14 protein-coding genes are annotated in these 13,652 nt (G+C 71.3%); 6 read left to right on the forward strand and 8 right to left on the reverse strand.

The window, feature by feature from the left end:
• The first annotated feature begins 11 nt into the window (after positions 1–11).
• Positions 12–1,022, forward strand: a complete 1,011-nt coding sequence (locus JK359_RS14420) for a helix-turn-helix domain-containing protein (RefSeq protein ID WP_201835620.1) — start codon at positions 12–14, stop codon at positions 1,020–1,022.
• A gap of 71 nt (positions 1,023–1,093) precedes the next feature.
• On the opposite strand, the gene JK359_RS14425 is transcribed toward JK359_RS14420, so the two are convergent.
• Positions 1,094–1,597: a hypothetical protein gene (locus tag JK359_RS14425; RefSeq protein WP_307788110.1), complete on the reverse strand. Its 504-nt coding sequence runs from the start codon at positions 1,595–1,597 to the stop codon at positions 1,094–1,096.
• 104 nt (positions 1,598–1,701) lie between these two features.
• Between JK359_RS14425 and JK359_RS14430 the strand changes: the two genes are divergently transcribed.
• Positions 1,702–2,196: an LURP-one-related/scramblase family protein gene (locus tag JK359_RS14430; RefSeq protein ID WP_201835622.1), complete on the forward strand. Its 495-nt coding sequence runs from the start codon at positions 1,702–1,704 to the stop codon at positions 2,194–2,196.
• 93 nt (positions 2,197–2,289) lie between these two features.
• Here the strand turns inward: JK359_RS14430 and JK359_RS14435 are convergent, their stop codons facing one another.
• On the reverse strand, positions 2,290–3,114 hold the full coding sequence (locus tag JK359_RS14435) for a carbon-nitrogen family hydrolase (protein ID WP_201835623.1): 825 nt from the start codon (positions 3,112–3,114) through the stop codon (positions 2,290–2,292).
• A gap of 182 nt (positions 3,115–3,296) precedes the next feature.
• Here JK359_RS14435 and JK359_RS14440 point away from each other — a divergent pair, with 182 nt between their 5' ends.
• Positions 3,297–4,121 (forward strand): maleylpyruvate isomerase family mycothiol-dependent enzyme, encoded by an 825-nt coding sequence (locus JK359_RS14440; RefSeq protein WP_201835624.1) that lies wholly within the window; start codon positions 3,297–3,299, stop codon positions 4,119–4,121.
• 228 nt (positions 4,122–4,349) lie between these two features.
• Here JK359_RS14440 and JK359_RS14445 read toward each other — a convergent pair whose 3' ends face one another.
• Together JK359_RS14445 and JK359_RS14450 are read right to left on the reverse strand one after the other, a co-directional pair.
• Positions 4,350–5,660, reverse strand: a complete 1,311-nt coding sequence (locus tag JK359_RS14445) for an MFS transporter (RefSeq protein ID WP_201835625.1) — start codon at positions 5,658–5,660, stop codon at positions 4,350–4,352.
• Positions 5,657–6,331, reverse strand: a complete 675-nt coding sequence (locus JK359_RS14450; RefSeq protein ID WP_201835627.1) for a GntR family transcriptional regulator — start codon at positions 6,329–6,331, stop codon at positions 5,657–5,659. The genes JK359_RS14445 and JK359_RS14450 overlap by 4 nt, the downstream gene beginning before the upstream one ends.
• Positions 6,332–6,521: 190 nt before the next feature.
• On the opposite strand from JK359_RS14450, the gene JK359_RS14455 reads away from it, so the two are divergent.
• The 3 genes from JK359_RS14455 to JK359_RS14465 all read left to right on the forward strand — a co-directional run bounded on the left by JK359_RS14455 (position 6,522) and on the right by JK359_RS14465 (position 8,611).
• Positions 6,522–7,424, forward strand: coding sequence for a D-alanyl-D-alanine carboxypeptidase family protein (locus JK359_RS14455; protein WP_201835629.1), 903 nt, complete (start codon positions 6,522–6,524; stop codon positions 7,422–7,424).
• Positions 7,425–7,610: 186 nt separating this feature from the next.
• On the forward strand, positions 7,611–8,162 hold the full coding sequence (locus JK359_RS14460) for an RNA polymerase sigma factor (protein WP_201835631.1): 552 nt from the start codon (positions 7,611–7,613) through the stop codon (positions 8,160–8,162).
• Complete coding sequence (locus JK359_RS14465; protein ID WP_201835632.1) at positions 8,159–8,611, forward strand: hypothetical protein; 453 nt, start codon at positions 8,159–8,161, stop codon at positions 8,609–8,611. The genes JK359_RS14460 and JK359_RS14465 overlap by 4 nt, the downstream gene beginning before the upstream one ends.
• Before the next feature lie 125 nt (positions 8,612–8,736).
• On the opposite strand, the gene JK359_RS14470 is transcribed toward JK359_RS14465, so the two are convergent.
• The 4 genes from JK359_RS14470 to pdhA all read right to left on the reverse strand — a co-directional run bounded on the left by JK359_RS14470 (position 8,737) and on the right by pdhA (position 13,515).
• A complete protein-coding gene (locus JK359_RS14470; protein WP_201835633.1) occupies positions 8,737–9,654 on the reverse strand; it encodes an alpha/beta fold hydrolase in 918 nt (305 codons plus the stop codon).
• Between the two features lie 250 nt (positions 9,655–9,904).
• Positions 9,905–11,293 (reverse strand): dihydrolipoamide acetyltransferase family protein, encoded by a 1,389-nt coding sequence (locus JK359_RS39840; RefSeq protein ID WP_201835634.1) that lies wholly within the window; start codon positions 11,291–11,293, stop codon positions 9,905–9,907.
• Positions 11,294–11,303: 10 nt separating this feature from the next.
• Positions 11,304–12,281, reverse strand: a complete 978-nt coding sequence (locus JK359_RS14480) for an alpha-ketoacid dehydrogenase subunit beta (RefSeq protein WP_201835635.1) — start codon at positions 12,279–12,281, stop codon at positions 11,304–11,306.
• A 1-nt stretch (position 12,282) separates the two neighbouring features.
• A complete protein-coding gene (pdhA, locus tag JK359_RS14485; RefSeq protein ID WP_201835636.1) occupies positions 12,283–13,515 on the reverse strand; it encodes a pyruvate dehydrogenase (acetyl-transferring) E1 component subunit alpha in 1,233 nt (410 codons plus the stop codon).
• Between the last annotated feature and the right edge of the window lie 137 nt (positions 13,516–13,652).

Genomic DNA, 13,652 nt, shown 5'->3' on the forward strand with positions numbered 1-13,652 from the left:
AGAAATCGCATATGCCGCAACGATCCTCTCACCGTGTCGTGCTGGTGGTCGACGACAACTCCAACCCCTTCGAGATGAGCTGCGCCATCGAGATCTTCGGGCTCGCCCGGCCCGAGCTGGGGCGGGACCTGTACGACTTCCGGCTGTGCGCGGCCGGTCCGGAGATCCGGATGCGGGACGGCTTCTTCACGCTCATCGGGGTCGCCGGGCTGGAGGCCGCCGAGTCCGCCGACACGCTGATCGTGCCGAACCGGCCGGACACCGAGGTGCCCCGCTCGGAGCGCGTCCTGGAGGTGGTACGCCGGGCACACGCGCGGGGCGCCCGGCTCGTCGGCTTCTGCTCGGGCGCGTTCACACTCGCGGAGGCCGGACTGCTGGACGGGCGCCGGGCAGCCTGCCACTGGATGTGGGCGGAGGCCTTCCGGGCCCGGTTCCCGCAGGTACGCCTGGAGCCGGACGTGCTCTTCGTGGACGACGGCGACATCCTCACCGCCTCGGGCAGCGCCTCCGCGCTCGACCTGGGCCTGCACCTGGTGCGCCGGGACCACGGCGTCGAGATCGCCAACCACGTCTCCCGGCGGCTGGTCTTCGCCGCGCACCGCGACGGCGGCCAGCGGCAGTTCGTGGAGCGGCCGGTGCCCGCGGTGCCGGACGAGTCGCTCGGGCCGCTGCTGGCCTGGGCGCAGGAACGGCTGGGCGAGCCGCTGACGGTGGCCGGCCTGGCGGCCCGCGCGGCGGTCAGCCCCGCCACGCTCCACCGCCGTTTCCGCGCCCAGCTGGGTACGACCCCGCTGGCCTGGCTCACCGGGGAGCGCGTGGCACTGGCGTGCCGGCTGATCGAGCGGGGCGAGGAGCGGCTGGACGTCGTCGCGGCGCGCAGCGGTCTGGGTACGGCGGCCAACCTGCGGGCCCGGCTGCGACGGGAGACGGGGCTGAGCCCGTCGGCCTACCGCAGGCGGTTCGGGGCGGTGCCCGTGCAGGCGGCCGTCGTCCGGGAACCGGAGAGCCCGGCTCCGTCATGACGAGCGCCACGAACGCAGCGCGGGTGCCGAGGGAGCCGGGCTCGGGGTGCCCGGATCGGCGAAACGGCCGGTCAGGACGGCGTGGACGGGTCCGGAGATGCGGTCGCCAGTGATCTGATCTGCTTCATCCAGGCGTCCGACAGCGACTTCGGGATCTTCGTGGTCAGGCCGGTCGCCTTGGTGAAGGCGAGACCGCGGCTGTAGGCGTTGCTGCCACAGCCGTCGGTCTGATGGATGAGCCTTGCGTCGACAGACGTGTCGATGACCGCCTTGCCCTCGCCCTTTCGGGTGACCCGGAAGCGGATCGGGCCGGAGCCGGGGTCCACGTCCCGTGGCAGCGAAAGGCGCACGTTCGTGATGCGTTCCCGCCGCAGCGCACCCTTCACGCACTCGCCCCGCGCGCACAACTGGTAGGAACCGCCGGTCAGATCGCCGTATCCCCGGTGGTCGAACAGCACACCGACACCCGAGACGACGCCGTATCCGGCGCAGGGCGCATCGCCGTGGCACCCGGAGGCGGCCGCCATCAGCGCGGCACCGACGACCACGAGGCCTGCCCGCTTGATCCGTCTCACCACTTCTTGATCCCTCCCGGCACATCCCGCTTGAAGTACCGCTTCTCTCCGCCGAATGTGATGGTTCCGTGACGATCAACCGGTGCCGGGGAAGCATGACCGGTATGAGATTCCTCGTACGCGACCGGATCCTCGGCATCGGTGACGACTGGTGGATCGAGGACGAACACGGCCGGAAGGTATACCTCGTCGACGGCAAGGCGATGCGGCTGCGCGACACCTTCGAGCTGAAGGACGCCCACGGGCACGTCCTGATCGACATCCACCAGAAGATGTTCGCCCTGCGCGACACGATGGTGATCGAACGGGACGGCGAGGCCCTGGCCCGGATCAAGCGCAAACGGCTGTCCCTGCTGCGCAACCACTACCGGGTGTCCCTGGTGGACGGCACCGAACTGGACGTCAGCGGCAAGATCATGGACCGCGAGTTCGCCGTCGAGTACGACGGCGAACTCCTCGCGGTGATCTCCCGCCGGTGGCTGAGTGTCCGCGACACGTACGGCGTGGACGTCGTACGGGAGGACGCCGACCCCGCACTGCTGATCGCGGTCGCGGTCTGTGTGATCCACCTCGCCGAGAAGGAGGGGGAGGAGGACTGACCGCGGGGACGGGGCCCACGACCGGCCATGAGGGTGGAGCCGACGCCTGCGTCTGCGCCCGGCGGGGGCTGACGCACCTGTGGCCGGCAGGGGCTAACGCCGGTGCCCGGGTGGCTCCAGACCCAGGACGCGGTCCTTCAGCGCGGGGAACTGGTCACGGGTCGTGGCCACCTTCGCCGGGTCGAGGTCGACCGTGAGGACCTCCTCGCCGGCACCGGCCTCGGCCAGCACCTCGCCCCACGGGTCCACCACGATCGAGTGACCCGCCTGCGGAACTCCCGCGTGGGTCCCGGCCGTTCCACAGGCGAGCACGAACGCCTGGTTCTCCACCGCCCGCGCCTGAGCCAGCAGCGTCCAGTGCGCGCGTCGCCGCTCGGGCCAGCCCGCCGAGATCACCAGCGTCTCGGCGCCGGCGTCGACCAGGCCACGGAAGAGTTCGGGGAAACGGAGGTCGTAGCAGGTGGCCACGCCCAGCGTGGTGCCGGGCAGCCGGACCGTCACCAGATCACGCCCCGCGTCCATCAGCACGGCCTCGCCCTTGTCGAAGCCGAAGCGGTGGATCTTGCGGTACACCGCGGCCAGCTCACCGGAAGGGGAGAAGACGAGCGTCGTGTTGTAGAGGGAGCCGTCCCCGGCGGCGGGGCCGCCGCCGGATGCCGCGCGCTCGGGGATGGAACCGGCGTGCAGCCACACGCCCGCCTCGCTCGCCGCCTTGGCCATCGCCTCGTACGTCGGCCCCTCCAGCGGCTCCGCCTCCCGGCCGAACTCCTCGTAGGCGAAGGCACCGGTGGTCCAGAGTTCGGGCAGCACGACCAGGTCGGACCCGGCCTGTTCCCGCACGAGCCCGGCGGCACGCCGCCGCCGTGAGTCCACGGATTCGCCCTCGTCCACGGCGATCTGGATCAGCGAGGCGCGCACACTACCACCGTCCTGGCATTCGAGTCGTCCACACAGGCCTACGATCGTCACACGAAAGCACTGCCGGGGTGCCTTCAAGCAGCGTAACTTAGCGTTTCAAGACACCCGCCGCCGTGTAGCCGCCGCCCGCTGGCAACGCCGCCACCACCTGCCCGTGTACCGACCGCCGAGGGGTCCTGTTCGTGAGTCTGCATCCCACCCTCCAGCCCTACGCCGACGCCTGGACGCACTCCATCGAAGCGATATCCGAGATGGTGCAGTCGCTCGTCGAGGGCGAGTGGAACCGGCGGACGCCCTGCCCCGGCTGGTCGGTGCGGGACGTCGTGTCCCATGTCATCGGCCTCGACTGCGAGATGCTCGGCGACCCGCGCCCCATCCACTCCCTGCCGCGCGACCTGTTCCACGTCGCCACCGAGCACCAGCGCTACATGGAGATGCAGGTCGACGTCCGCCGCCACCACACGGCGCCCGAGATGACGGCCGAGCTGGAGTACACGGTCATCCGCCGCAACCGCCAGCTGCGCAACGAGTCCCGTGACCCCGGCACCATGGTGCGCGGCGTGCTGGGCAGCGAGGTCACCCTGGAACAGTCCTACCGGATGCGGGCGTTCGACGTGTGGGTGCACGAACAGGACCTGCGCACGGCCCTCGGCCGCCCCGGCAACCTGGACTCGCCGGGCGCCCACGTCGCCCGGGACGTCCTGCTGGAGGCGCTGCCCAAGGTCGTCGCGAAGGACGCGGGCGCCCCGCGCAGCTCGGCGGTCGTGTTCGACGTGCACGGCCCGATCGAGTTCCTGCGCACGGTCCGCGTCGACATCCAGGGCCGCGGCACCCTGGAGACGGCCCCCGCCCTCGGCCCCGCCGCCGCCCTCACCCTCGACTGGGAGACCTACGTCCGCCTGGCCTGCGGCCGCGTGACCCCCGAGGCAGCGGCGGACCGGGTGAAGACGGAGGGCGACCAGGACCTCACGGCAGCCATCCTGCGTCATTTCACGGTGACGCCGTAGCGGCAGGCCCGCGGACCACCCCGGATCCGACCGCACGACGAGACGGCCCGGACCACAGGACGAGACGGCCCGAACGCACACCGAAACGGATCCGGCCGCACGACGAGCCGGCCGAGAAGCGCGTCCACCGGTTCACCGGGGGCAGCCGCCGACGGCGAGCACCCCGGCGGGTCGTCCGGCCACTCGGCCGACTGGAAACGGGTGCTGCGCGGGTGGGAGAAACCCGGCTCAGACCGCCGGCACGTGCACCGTCTCCACCCGGCTGGCCACCAACCGCTCCTGCTCCCGCCGGACAGCACGCCCCCGCAACCGCAGGATCTGGCTCACCCCGACCGCCTGCAGCACGAACACGGCCGAGAAGGCCACGGTGTAGTCGTCCCCGGTGGCGTCCAGCAGCACACCGATCGCGAACAGCGTCGTCATGGAGGCGATGAACCCACCCATGTTGGTGATGCCGGACGCGGTGCCCTGTCGCTCGGGCGGGTTGGCCGGCCGCGCGAAGTCGAAACCGATCATCGACGCCGGCCCGCACGCCCCGAGCACCGTGCACAGCACCACCAGCAGCCACATCGGCGCGTGCTCCCCCGGATACACCAGGGTCGCCGCCCACAGCAGTGCGCTCGCCCCCACCGTGCCGAGCGCCAGCGGCAGCCGGGCCGCATGGTGCCGGGCGACGATCTGGCCGTAGACGAGCCCGATCACCATGTTGGACAGGACGACGAGGGTGAGCAGCTCACCGGCCGTGGCCCTGCTGAGCCCCTGCGCCTGCACCAGGAACGGCAGCCCCCACAGCAGCAGGAACACCATCGCCGGGAACTGGGTGGTGAAGTGCACCCACATCCCGAGCCGCGTGCCGGGCTCCCGCCAGGACGCCGCGATCTGCCGGCGCACATAAGCCGCGCCCTGGTGCGGGGAGGGCTCCGGCTCGTACCCCTCGGGGTGGTCCTTCAGGAACAGCAGGGTCAGCACGAGGACGCCCGCTCCGGCCAGCGCGCTGCCCGCGAACGCCGGGGTCCAGCCGATGCCGTGCAGCAGCCGGGCCAGGACGAGGGTGGAGACCAGGTTGCCCGCCATGCCGACCAGCCCCGCGAGCTGCGCGACCAGCGGCCCGCGCCGGGCCGGGAACCAGCGGGACCCCAGCCGCAGCACGCTGATGAAGGTCATCGCGTCGCCGCAGCCCAGCAGGGCCCGGGAGGCGAGCGCGGTGCCGTACGACGGGGAGAAGGCGAAGCCCAGCTGCCCGGCGGTGAACAGCACCGCCCCGATGGTCAGCACCTTCTTGGTGCCGAGCCGGTCGACCAGCAGGCCGACGGGTATCTGCATGCCCGCGTAGACCAGCAGCTGGAGGATGGAGAACGTCGACAGGGCGGAGGCGTTCACGTGGAAGCGGTCGGCGGCGTCGAGCCCGGCCACCCCCAGCGACGTACGGAAGATGACGGCGACGAAGTAGACGGCGACGCCCACGGACCACACGGCGACGGCCCGGCGTCCGCCCGGCGGGTCACCCGGAAGGGTGGCATTGCGCGCCGGAGCGCTCATCGGACCTCACCCCGTGCGAGGTGCGAGAACCAGCTCACATGGCGGTGCACGACCCCGACGGCCTCCTCCGCGTCGCCGGCGCGCAGCGCCTCCAGGATCTCCTCGTGCTCGGAGAGCGTCTTGGCGATCCGGTCGGGGTGCGAGTGCATGACGGCGACACCCATCCGCAGCTGCCGGTCGCGCAGCTGGTCGTAGAGCCGGGAGAGGATCTCGTTGCCCCCGCTGCGCACGATCTCGGCGTGAAAACAGCGATCGGTGACCGCGGCGGCTGCCAGATCACCGGCGGCGGCCTGTGCCTTCTGCCGCTCCAGCAGCTCGGTGAGCCGCTCCAGCAGGCCCGGCGGGGCGGGCACGGCCTTGCGGGCCGCGTGCTCCTCGACCAGCAGCCGGGTCTCCACCACGTCGGCGATCTCCTGCGCCGAGACGGGCAGGACGAGGGCGCCCTTCTTCGGGTAGAGCCGGATCAGTCCCTCGGCCTCCAGCCGCAGCAGCGCTTCCCGGACGGGCGTGCGCGAGACCCCGACGGCCTCGGCAAGCTCACCCTCGGTAAGGAGGGTGCCGCCCTCGTAGCGGCGGTCGAGCACCCCCTGCTTGACGTGGGCGTACACGCGGTCGGCGGCGGGCGGTGGCTTGAGGGACTGCGGGGCGGGCTGCTCGACGGCCGTCTTCATGCCGACAGGATAGATACAACACGTACGCAAGTGACAGCTCCGTCCATCATCCGGACGTGACGAAGGCCTCTCCCAGCGCCCGCACAACCTTCTGTGCTACTTACGTGTCACACATGTGCGGCCCCCTCCCCCATGCCACCTCAACTGGGCCGCACTCAAGGGGCATTCAAGACATTCGGGGTATATCACTTTGATTACCGGCATTAAGGGCAACCGCCTCCGCAGAGCCGCCGCGGTCGCCGTCACCTCCGGCGCGCTGCTCGCCACCGGTGCCCTCACCACAGCGCCCGCACAGGCCGTCACCACGCCCTCGATCGTGGCCAAGGGCGGCTACGTGATGAACGACGCGAACGGCTCGACGCTGTACACCAAGGCAGCCGACACCAAGCGGTCCACCGGCTCCACCACCAAGATCATGACCGCGAAGGTCGTGCTCGCGCAGTCGAACCTGAACCTCGACAGCAAGGTCACGATCAAGAAGATCTACAGCGACTACGTCGTCCGGAACAACGCCTCCCAGGCGCACCTGATCGTCGGGGACAAGGTCTCCGTCCGACAGCTGCTGTACGGGCTGATGCTGCCGTCCGGTTGCGACGCCGCCTACGCGCTCGCCGACAAGTTCGGTTCCGGCTCCACCGTGGACGCGCGCGTGAAGTCCTTCATCGGCAAGATGAACAGCGCCGCCAAGAGCCTGCACCTGAACAACACCCACTTCGACTCCTTCGACGGCATCGGCAACGGGTCCAACTACTCGACGCCGCGCGACCTCACGAAGATCGCCAGCAGTGCGATGAAGAACTCCACGTTCCGCACGATCGTCAAGACGAAGTCGTACACCGCGAAGACCCAGACCAAGTCGGGCGGCACCCGCACGATGGCCGCCTGGAAGAACACCAACGGTCTTCTCAGCAGCTACAGCGGCACCATCGGCGTGAAGACCGGCTCCGGCCCCGAGGCCAAGTACTGCCTGGTCTTCGCCGCGACCCGGAACGGCAAGACGGTCATCGGCACCGTCCTCGCCTCCAGCTCCATCACCCAGCGTGAGACGGACGCGAAGAAGCTCCTCGGCTACGGCTTCGCCAAGCTCGGCTGACGCCACACCCTTCCGGACCGAAAGGGCCTGTCGCACCCAGCGGCGGGCCCTTCGGCTTCATCCGGCCACCGGTCGCGGCTCCGCCCCCGGGTCAGGGCAGCCGGCCGTAGGTCTTGAACGTGTACGAGGCGTCGTACGGCCGGTTCCCCGGCGCCTATGGTGCGGTGCCCGGCTAGGCTGACGCCGATGTGCGTCCAGGGGGCGGATGAGAGCCGCGCGGAGCCGTGGGAGACGGCCGCCGTGCTGGTCCCGGCCGCACAGAACGGCGACGCCTTGGCCATGGACGAGTTGCTGGCGCTCGTGACCCCGTACGTGACCCGGCTGTGCCGTCCGATCGCGCCGCACGACGCCGCCGACGCCGTCCAGGAATCCCTGCTCGCCGTGTTCAAGGGCCTGCGCGGACTGCGCGACCCCCGGGCCTTCTACGCCTGGGTGCGTACCGTCACCGTGCGCGAGGCGGTACGCGTCGCACGCCGTACCGGTGCCGAGGAGCCCGCCGACCCGGTCGACCTCGCACGCCTCGGCGGACTGCGCGCCGGCACCGACGGCGAGCTGTCCGCCGACGTCCGGGACGCCCTGGCCCGGCTGCCCGTCCGGCACCGCGCGGTCCTGGTGCTGCGCGAGCTGGAGGGGCTGGACGAGGCCGCGGTCGCCGAACACCTCGGGGTGGCCCGGGGCACGGTCAAATCCCGGTTGCACCGGGCCCGTACCTCCTTCCGGAAAGCGTGGTCACGATGAGCGTCGATCCCGTACGGCGGCTTCGGGTACTGGCTGAGGGTCTGCACGCCGGCCTGTACGCCGAGGAGTTCCTCCCCCTGTCCTACGACCGGGTGTGGGCGATCGCCGCCGACTTGCAGACCGAACTGCCGTATCTCCTGCCGTTCCTGCGGGAGTTCCGCGTACCGCCGGGCGACGCCGACCGCAAAGAGGCGGTCGCGGTGGGCCGTTCGGGCCTGTCGGAGACCTTCGAGGTACGGCTCTCCCCCGGCTGGTGCCTGATGCAGTCTCGGCGGGTGGTGGGCGGCATGGCAGCGGTGCCCGAGGCGGGGGGCACCCGCTTCGCCGTCCTGGGCGCCACCCGCCCGGCCGCGCTCCGCCCGGTCCAGTGGCTCTACGGCCACCTGCTCGGCGAACGGCGCGGGCGGGCGTTCCTACGACGCGTGGCCGAGCGGGCGGCGGTGCGCTAGCCAAGAACACCGGACCGCGGACCGCGGACCCTCGGACCTACGAACTCGCGGACGGCATACACCAATCCGCAGACCGCAGACAGACCACAGACCGCAGACCGCAGACCGCGGACCGCCGGAGTCCTTCAGGGCCGGAACTGCTCGCGGATGGCTTCCGCCACCTCCCGCGGCCGTTCCTGCGGCAGATAGTGGCCGGCGCCGGGCACCAGCCGCACCCTCAGGTCGTCGGCGTACGGCTCCGCGCCCGCCAGCATCGACGGTACGACCACGGCGTCCCGTTCCCCGCCGAGCAGCAGCGTCGGCACGACGAGCCGGTGCCGCCGCCAGGTGCCGCGGACGAGGGCGGGGATGTCGTGCAGCACGTACTGCCAGAACAGGGACTGCACGGCAGCGGCGCCGACCGAGGTGGCGGCGGCGTACTCGGACAGCTCGGCCTCCGTCCACACGGCCGGATCGGCCACCTGGTGCCGCAGCAGGAAACGGGTGAAGCCGGGCCGGTGGCGCAGTACGGCACGCCCGATTACCGGGTACTCGACGAACGCGGTGTACCACAGCCGCCACAGGTTGGGCAGGACCGCCCGGTGCCGCGGCCAGGGGTGGGACATGTTCAGCGCCAGGTACCCGGTGAACCGCTCCGGCGCCCGCAGGCAGAGCCGGAAGCCCAGATGTGCTCCCCAGTCGTGCCCGACGAGCCCGACCGGCCCGCGGATCCCCAGCGCGTCGAGCAGGGCGAGGGCGTCGTCCGCCAGGGAGTCCATGTCGTACCCGCGCCGGGTGAGTCCGGACCAGCCGAAGCCCCGCAGGTCCGGGCAGAGCAGCCGGTACTCGCCGGCCAGCTGCCCGGTGACCTTGTGCCAGGCGAACCAGTGCTGCGGGAAGCCGTGAAGCATGAGCAGCGGGGTGCCGGAGCCGCCGTACTCGGCGAGATGCAGCCGAGTGCCGCGTACGGCCACGTGCCGGTGCACCGCGTTACCGTCCTCCGGCAGCGGACGTCCGGACACGATTGCGGCACCCGCGTCGGTGTACACGTCGTTCGAACCCATCCCTGACCCCTCTCGGGTCGGTGCGGCCCCCCGTCGGGCCCGCGTCGCCGGGTCAGGAGGCGCGGCCGGCGCGAAAGGTTCCCGGCGCTTTCCGCCGGGTTCCGGGATCCCGGTGAGCGGTTGTCGTGCCCCGGGTGGGCCCAGCTGTCCGACGGTGAGCAAGGCTTCGGGGCGCGGCAAAAGGAGGGGCCGGTCGCAACGGTGTGTCGCGGCCGGCCCCTCCTGCGCCGAGGTCACCCGGCGAACGCCCTCACGCCCAGGTGATCAGCCGCTTCGGCTGCTCCAGGACCGCCGCGACATCGGCCAGCACCTTGGAACCCAGCTCCCCGTCCACCAGGCGGTGGTCGAAGGAGAGCGCGAGCGTCGTCACCTGACGCGGCTTCACCTTGCCCTTGTGGACCCACGGCTGGAGCTTGATCGCGCCGACCGCGAGGATCGCCGACTCGCCGGGGTTGAGGATCGGCGTGCCGGTGTCGACGCCGAAGACGCCGACGTTGGTGATGGTCACCGTGCCGCCCTGCATCGCCGCCGGGGAGGTCTTGCCCTCGCGGGCCGTCGACACCAGTTCGCCCAGCGACTCGGCCAGCTGCGGAAGCGTCTTGGCCTGCGCGTCCTTGATGTTCGGGACGATCAGCCCACGAGGTGTGGCCGCCGCGATGCCCAGGTTGACGTAGCGCTTGAGCACGATCTCCTGGCCGGCCTCGTCCCAGGACGCGTTGATGTCCGGGTTGCGCTTGATGGCGACCAGCAAGGCCTTGGCGATCAGCAGCAGCGGGTTGACCCGCAGCCCCTGGAACTCCTTGTCCTGCTTGAGTTCCTCGACCAGCTTCATCGTGCGGGTCACGTCCACCGTCACGAACTCGGTGACGTGCGGCGCCGTGAACGCCGAGCCGACCATCGCCTGCGCGGTCGCCTTGCGGACGCCCTTGACCGGGATACGGGTCTCCCGCTCCGTGTCGTACGACGCCACCTGCGCCGGGACGGCGGGGGCGGCGGGGGCCGCCGCGACCGGGGCGGCCGGCTCGGCCGCCGCGGGCCGGGCCGCCGCGTGGACGTCGTCACGCGTGATGACACCGTCCGGGCCGGACGGGGTGATCGCGGCCAGGTCGACACCGAGGTCCTTGGCCAGCTTGCGCACCGGCGGCTTGGCCAGCGGGCGGGCCTTCTCGGCGACCGGGCCGCCGTGCCCGTTCAGCTCGGTCTGGATCGCCCCGGCGGCCGCCGGGACGGTCACCTCGGGGCCCTTGCGCGGGCGGCGCTTGGTGGAGGAGGTCGCCACGCCGTAGCCGACGAGGACCGGCTGGCGGCCCTCCGGCTTGGCCTCGGGCTCCTCGGCCACCGGCTTCGGCTGCTCGGCCGGGGCCTGAGGGGCGGCAGCTCCGGCCACGGCCACGGCGATGATGGCCGTGCCCACGTCCACCGTGGTGCCCTCGGGGAAGCGCAGCTCGCGGACCACGCCGTCGTAGGGGATGGGGAGTTCCACCGCCGCCTTGGCGGTCTCCACCTCGCAGACCACCTGGCCGTCGGTGACCGTGTCACCCGGCTGGACGTACCACTTGAGGATCTCGGCCTCGGTGAGTCCCTCGCCCACGTCGGGCATCTTGAACTCGCGTACGGACGCATCCGTCATCGTCGTCACGACCCTCTCCTCAGTACGCCAGCGAGCGGTCGACGGCGTCGAGCACGCGGTCCAGGTCCGGCAGGTACTCCTCCTCCAGGCGGGCCGGCGGGTACGGGGCGTGATAGCCGCCGACCCGCAGGACCGGTGCCTCCAGGTGGTAGAAGCAGCGCTCGGTGATCCTCGCGGCGATCTCCGCGCCGGAACCGAAGAACACCGGCGCCTCGTGGACCACGACCAGGCGGCGGGTCTTCTCCACCGAGGCCTGGACGGCGTCGAAGTCGAGGGGGCTGACCGAGCGCAGGTCCAGGACCTCCAGGGACTTGCCCTCCTCGGCCGCGGCCGCCGCGACCTCCTGGCAGAGCTTCACCATCGGGCCGTAGGCGGCCAGGGTGAGGTCGGTGCCCTCGCGGACCACCTGGGCCTTGTGCAGCGGGGCGGGAATGGCCTCGAAGTCGACCTCGGCCTTGTCCCAGTAGCGCCGCTTGGGCTCGAAGTAGATCACCGGGTCGTCGCTCTGGATGGCCTGCTGCATCATCCAGTACGCGTCGGAGGCGTTGGACGGGCTGACGATCTTCAGGCCGGCCACGTGCGCGAACAGCGCCTCGGGGGACTCGGAGTGGTGCTCGACCGCGCCGATGCCGCCGCCGTAGGGGATGCGGACGACGACCGGCAGCTTGACCTTGCCCAGCGAGCGGGCGTGCATCTTGGCGAGCTGGGTGACGATCTGGTCGTAGGCCGGGAAGACGAAGCCGTCGAACTGGATCTCCACCACCGGGCGGTAGCCGCGCAGGGCCAGGCCGATCGCGGTGCCGACGATGCCGGACTCGGCGAGCGGGGTGTCGATAACCCGGCTCTCGCCGAAGTCCTTCTGGAGGCCGTCCGTGACCCGGAAGACACCGCCGAGCTTGCCGACGTCCTCGCCCATGACCAGGACCTTGGGGTCGGTGTCCAGGGCGCGGCGCAGCGACTCGTTGATGGCCTTGGCCATCGCCATCTTCTCGGCCATCTCAGTGACCCCCTTCTGCGTCCGCGAACGACGCCTGGTAGGCGGCGAACTGGGCTCGCTCCTCGTCGACGAGCGCGTGCCCGTCCGCGTACACGTTCTCGAAGATGGCGAAGTGGTCCGGGTCGGGCATGGCGCGGACCGCTTCGCGCACCCGCTTGCCCAACGCCTCGGACTCGGTCTCGAGTTCCGTGAAGAATCCCTCGTCCGCGTGGTTCGACGCCTCCAGGTACCGGCGCAGGCGCAGGATCGGGTCCTTCGCCTCCCAGGCCAGCCGCTCCTCGTCGCCGCGGTAGCGGGAGGGGTCGTCGGAGGTGGTGTGGGCGCCCATGCGGTAGGTGAACGCCTCCACGAGGGTGGGGCCCTCGCCGCTGCGGGCGCGCTCCAGGGCCCACTTGGTGACGGCGAGGCAGGCGAGGACGTCGTTGCCGTCGACGCGGACGCCCGGGAAGCCGTAGCCCTGGGCGCGCTGGTACAGCGGCACCCGGGTCTGCTTCTCGGTGGGCTCGGAGATCGCCCACTGGTTGTTCTGGCAGAAGAACACGACCGGGGCGTTGTAGACCGCGGAGAAGGTGAACGATTCAGCGACGTCGCCCTGGCTCGAGGCGCCGTCGCCGAAGTAGGCGATGACCGCCGAGTCCGCGCCGTCCTTGGCCACGCCCATCGCGTAGCCGGTAGCGTGCAGGGTCTGCGAGCCGATGACGATCGTGTACAGGTGGAAGTTGTTGCCGTTCGGGTCCCAGCCGCCGTTGTTCACGCCGCGGAACATGCCGAGCAGGTTGGTCGGGTCGACGTCGCGGCACCAGGCCACACCGTGCTCGCGGTAGGTCGGGAACACGTAGTCGTCGTGGCGCAGGGCCCGGCCCGAGCCGATCTGGGCGGCCTCCTGGCCCAGCAGGGAGGCCCACAGGCCCAGCTCGCCCTGCCGCTGCAGGGCGGTGGCCTCGGCGTCGAAGCGCCGGGTGAGCACCATGTCGCGGTACAGGCCGCGGAGCTGTTCGGGGGTGATGCCGGCGACGTAGGCGTCGTACTCGGCGTTCTTGACCCGCTTGCCCTCCGGCGTCAGGAGCTGCACGAGATCGGGCTCGGTGCTCTTCCTGGCGGTGCTGCGGGTGGTGCGCTTGGTGCCGGTGGCTCCGGTCGCGTCGCCGGCCGTGCCGGTCCCGCTGCCGGTGGTGCCGGCCTTGCCTGCGGCGCTGCGTCGCGGCTTGCGCGCGGCACTGCTCTCCACGCTCACGTGTGCTCCTCCGTCGTTCCGGCCCCCGGGGTTGCCGGTAGGCCAGTGCGGCTCACCTGTGTTCGACCACCGGGCACGGGGTGGGTGCCACTCGGCCGGGAACAGGCGTGACAGGTGCCCCGGCGAGCGCCCTGCAA

Origin of the sequence: Streptomyces actinomycinicus, from assembly GCF_016741775.1 — a bacterium.
Taxonomy (GTDB): domain Bacteria; phylum Actinomycetota; class Actinomycetes; order Streptomycetales; family Streptomycetaceae; genus Streptomyces; species Streptomyces actinomycinicus.

Excerpts from the sequence above, each read along its gene's own strand:
- JK359_RS14420 (WP_201835620.1), top strand. The coding sequence starts at position 12 with ATGCCGCAACGATCCTCTCACCGTGTCGTGCTGGTGGTCGACGACAAC.
- JK359_RS14465 (WP_201835632.1), top strand. The coding sequence starts at position 8,159 with ATGAGCGTCGATCCCGTACGGCGGCTTCGGGTACTGGCTGAGGGTCTG.
- JK359_RS14480 (WP_201835635.1), bottom strand. The coding sequence starts at position 12,281 with ATGGCCGAGAAGATGGCGATGGCCAAGGCCATCAACGAGTCGCTGCGC.
- JK359_RS14460 (WP_201835631.1), top strand. The coding sequence starts at position 7,611 with ATGTGCGTCCAGGGGGCGGATGAGAGCCGCGCGGAGCCGTGGGAGACG.
- JK359_RS14430 (WP_201835622.1), top strand. The coding sequence starts at position 1,702 with ATGAGATTCCTCGTACGCGACCGGATCCTCGGCATCGGTGACGACTGG.
- JK359_RS14445 (WP_201835625.1), bottom strand. The coding sequence starts at position 5,660 with ATGAGCGCTCCGGCGCGCAATGCCACCCTTCCGGGTGACCCGCCGGGC.
- JK359_RS14470 (WP_201835633.1), bottom strand. The coding sequence starts at position 9,654 with ATGGGTTCGAACGACGTGTACACCGACGCGGGTGCCGCAATCGTGTCC.
- JK359_RS14450 (WP_201835627.1), bottom strand. The coding sequence starts at position 6,331 with ATGAAGACGGCCGTCGAGCAGCCCGCCCCGCAGTCCCTCAAGCCACCG.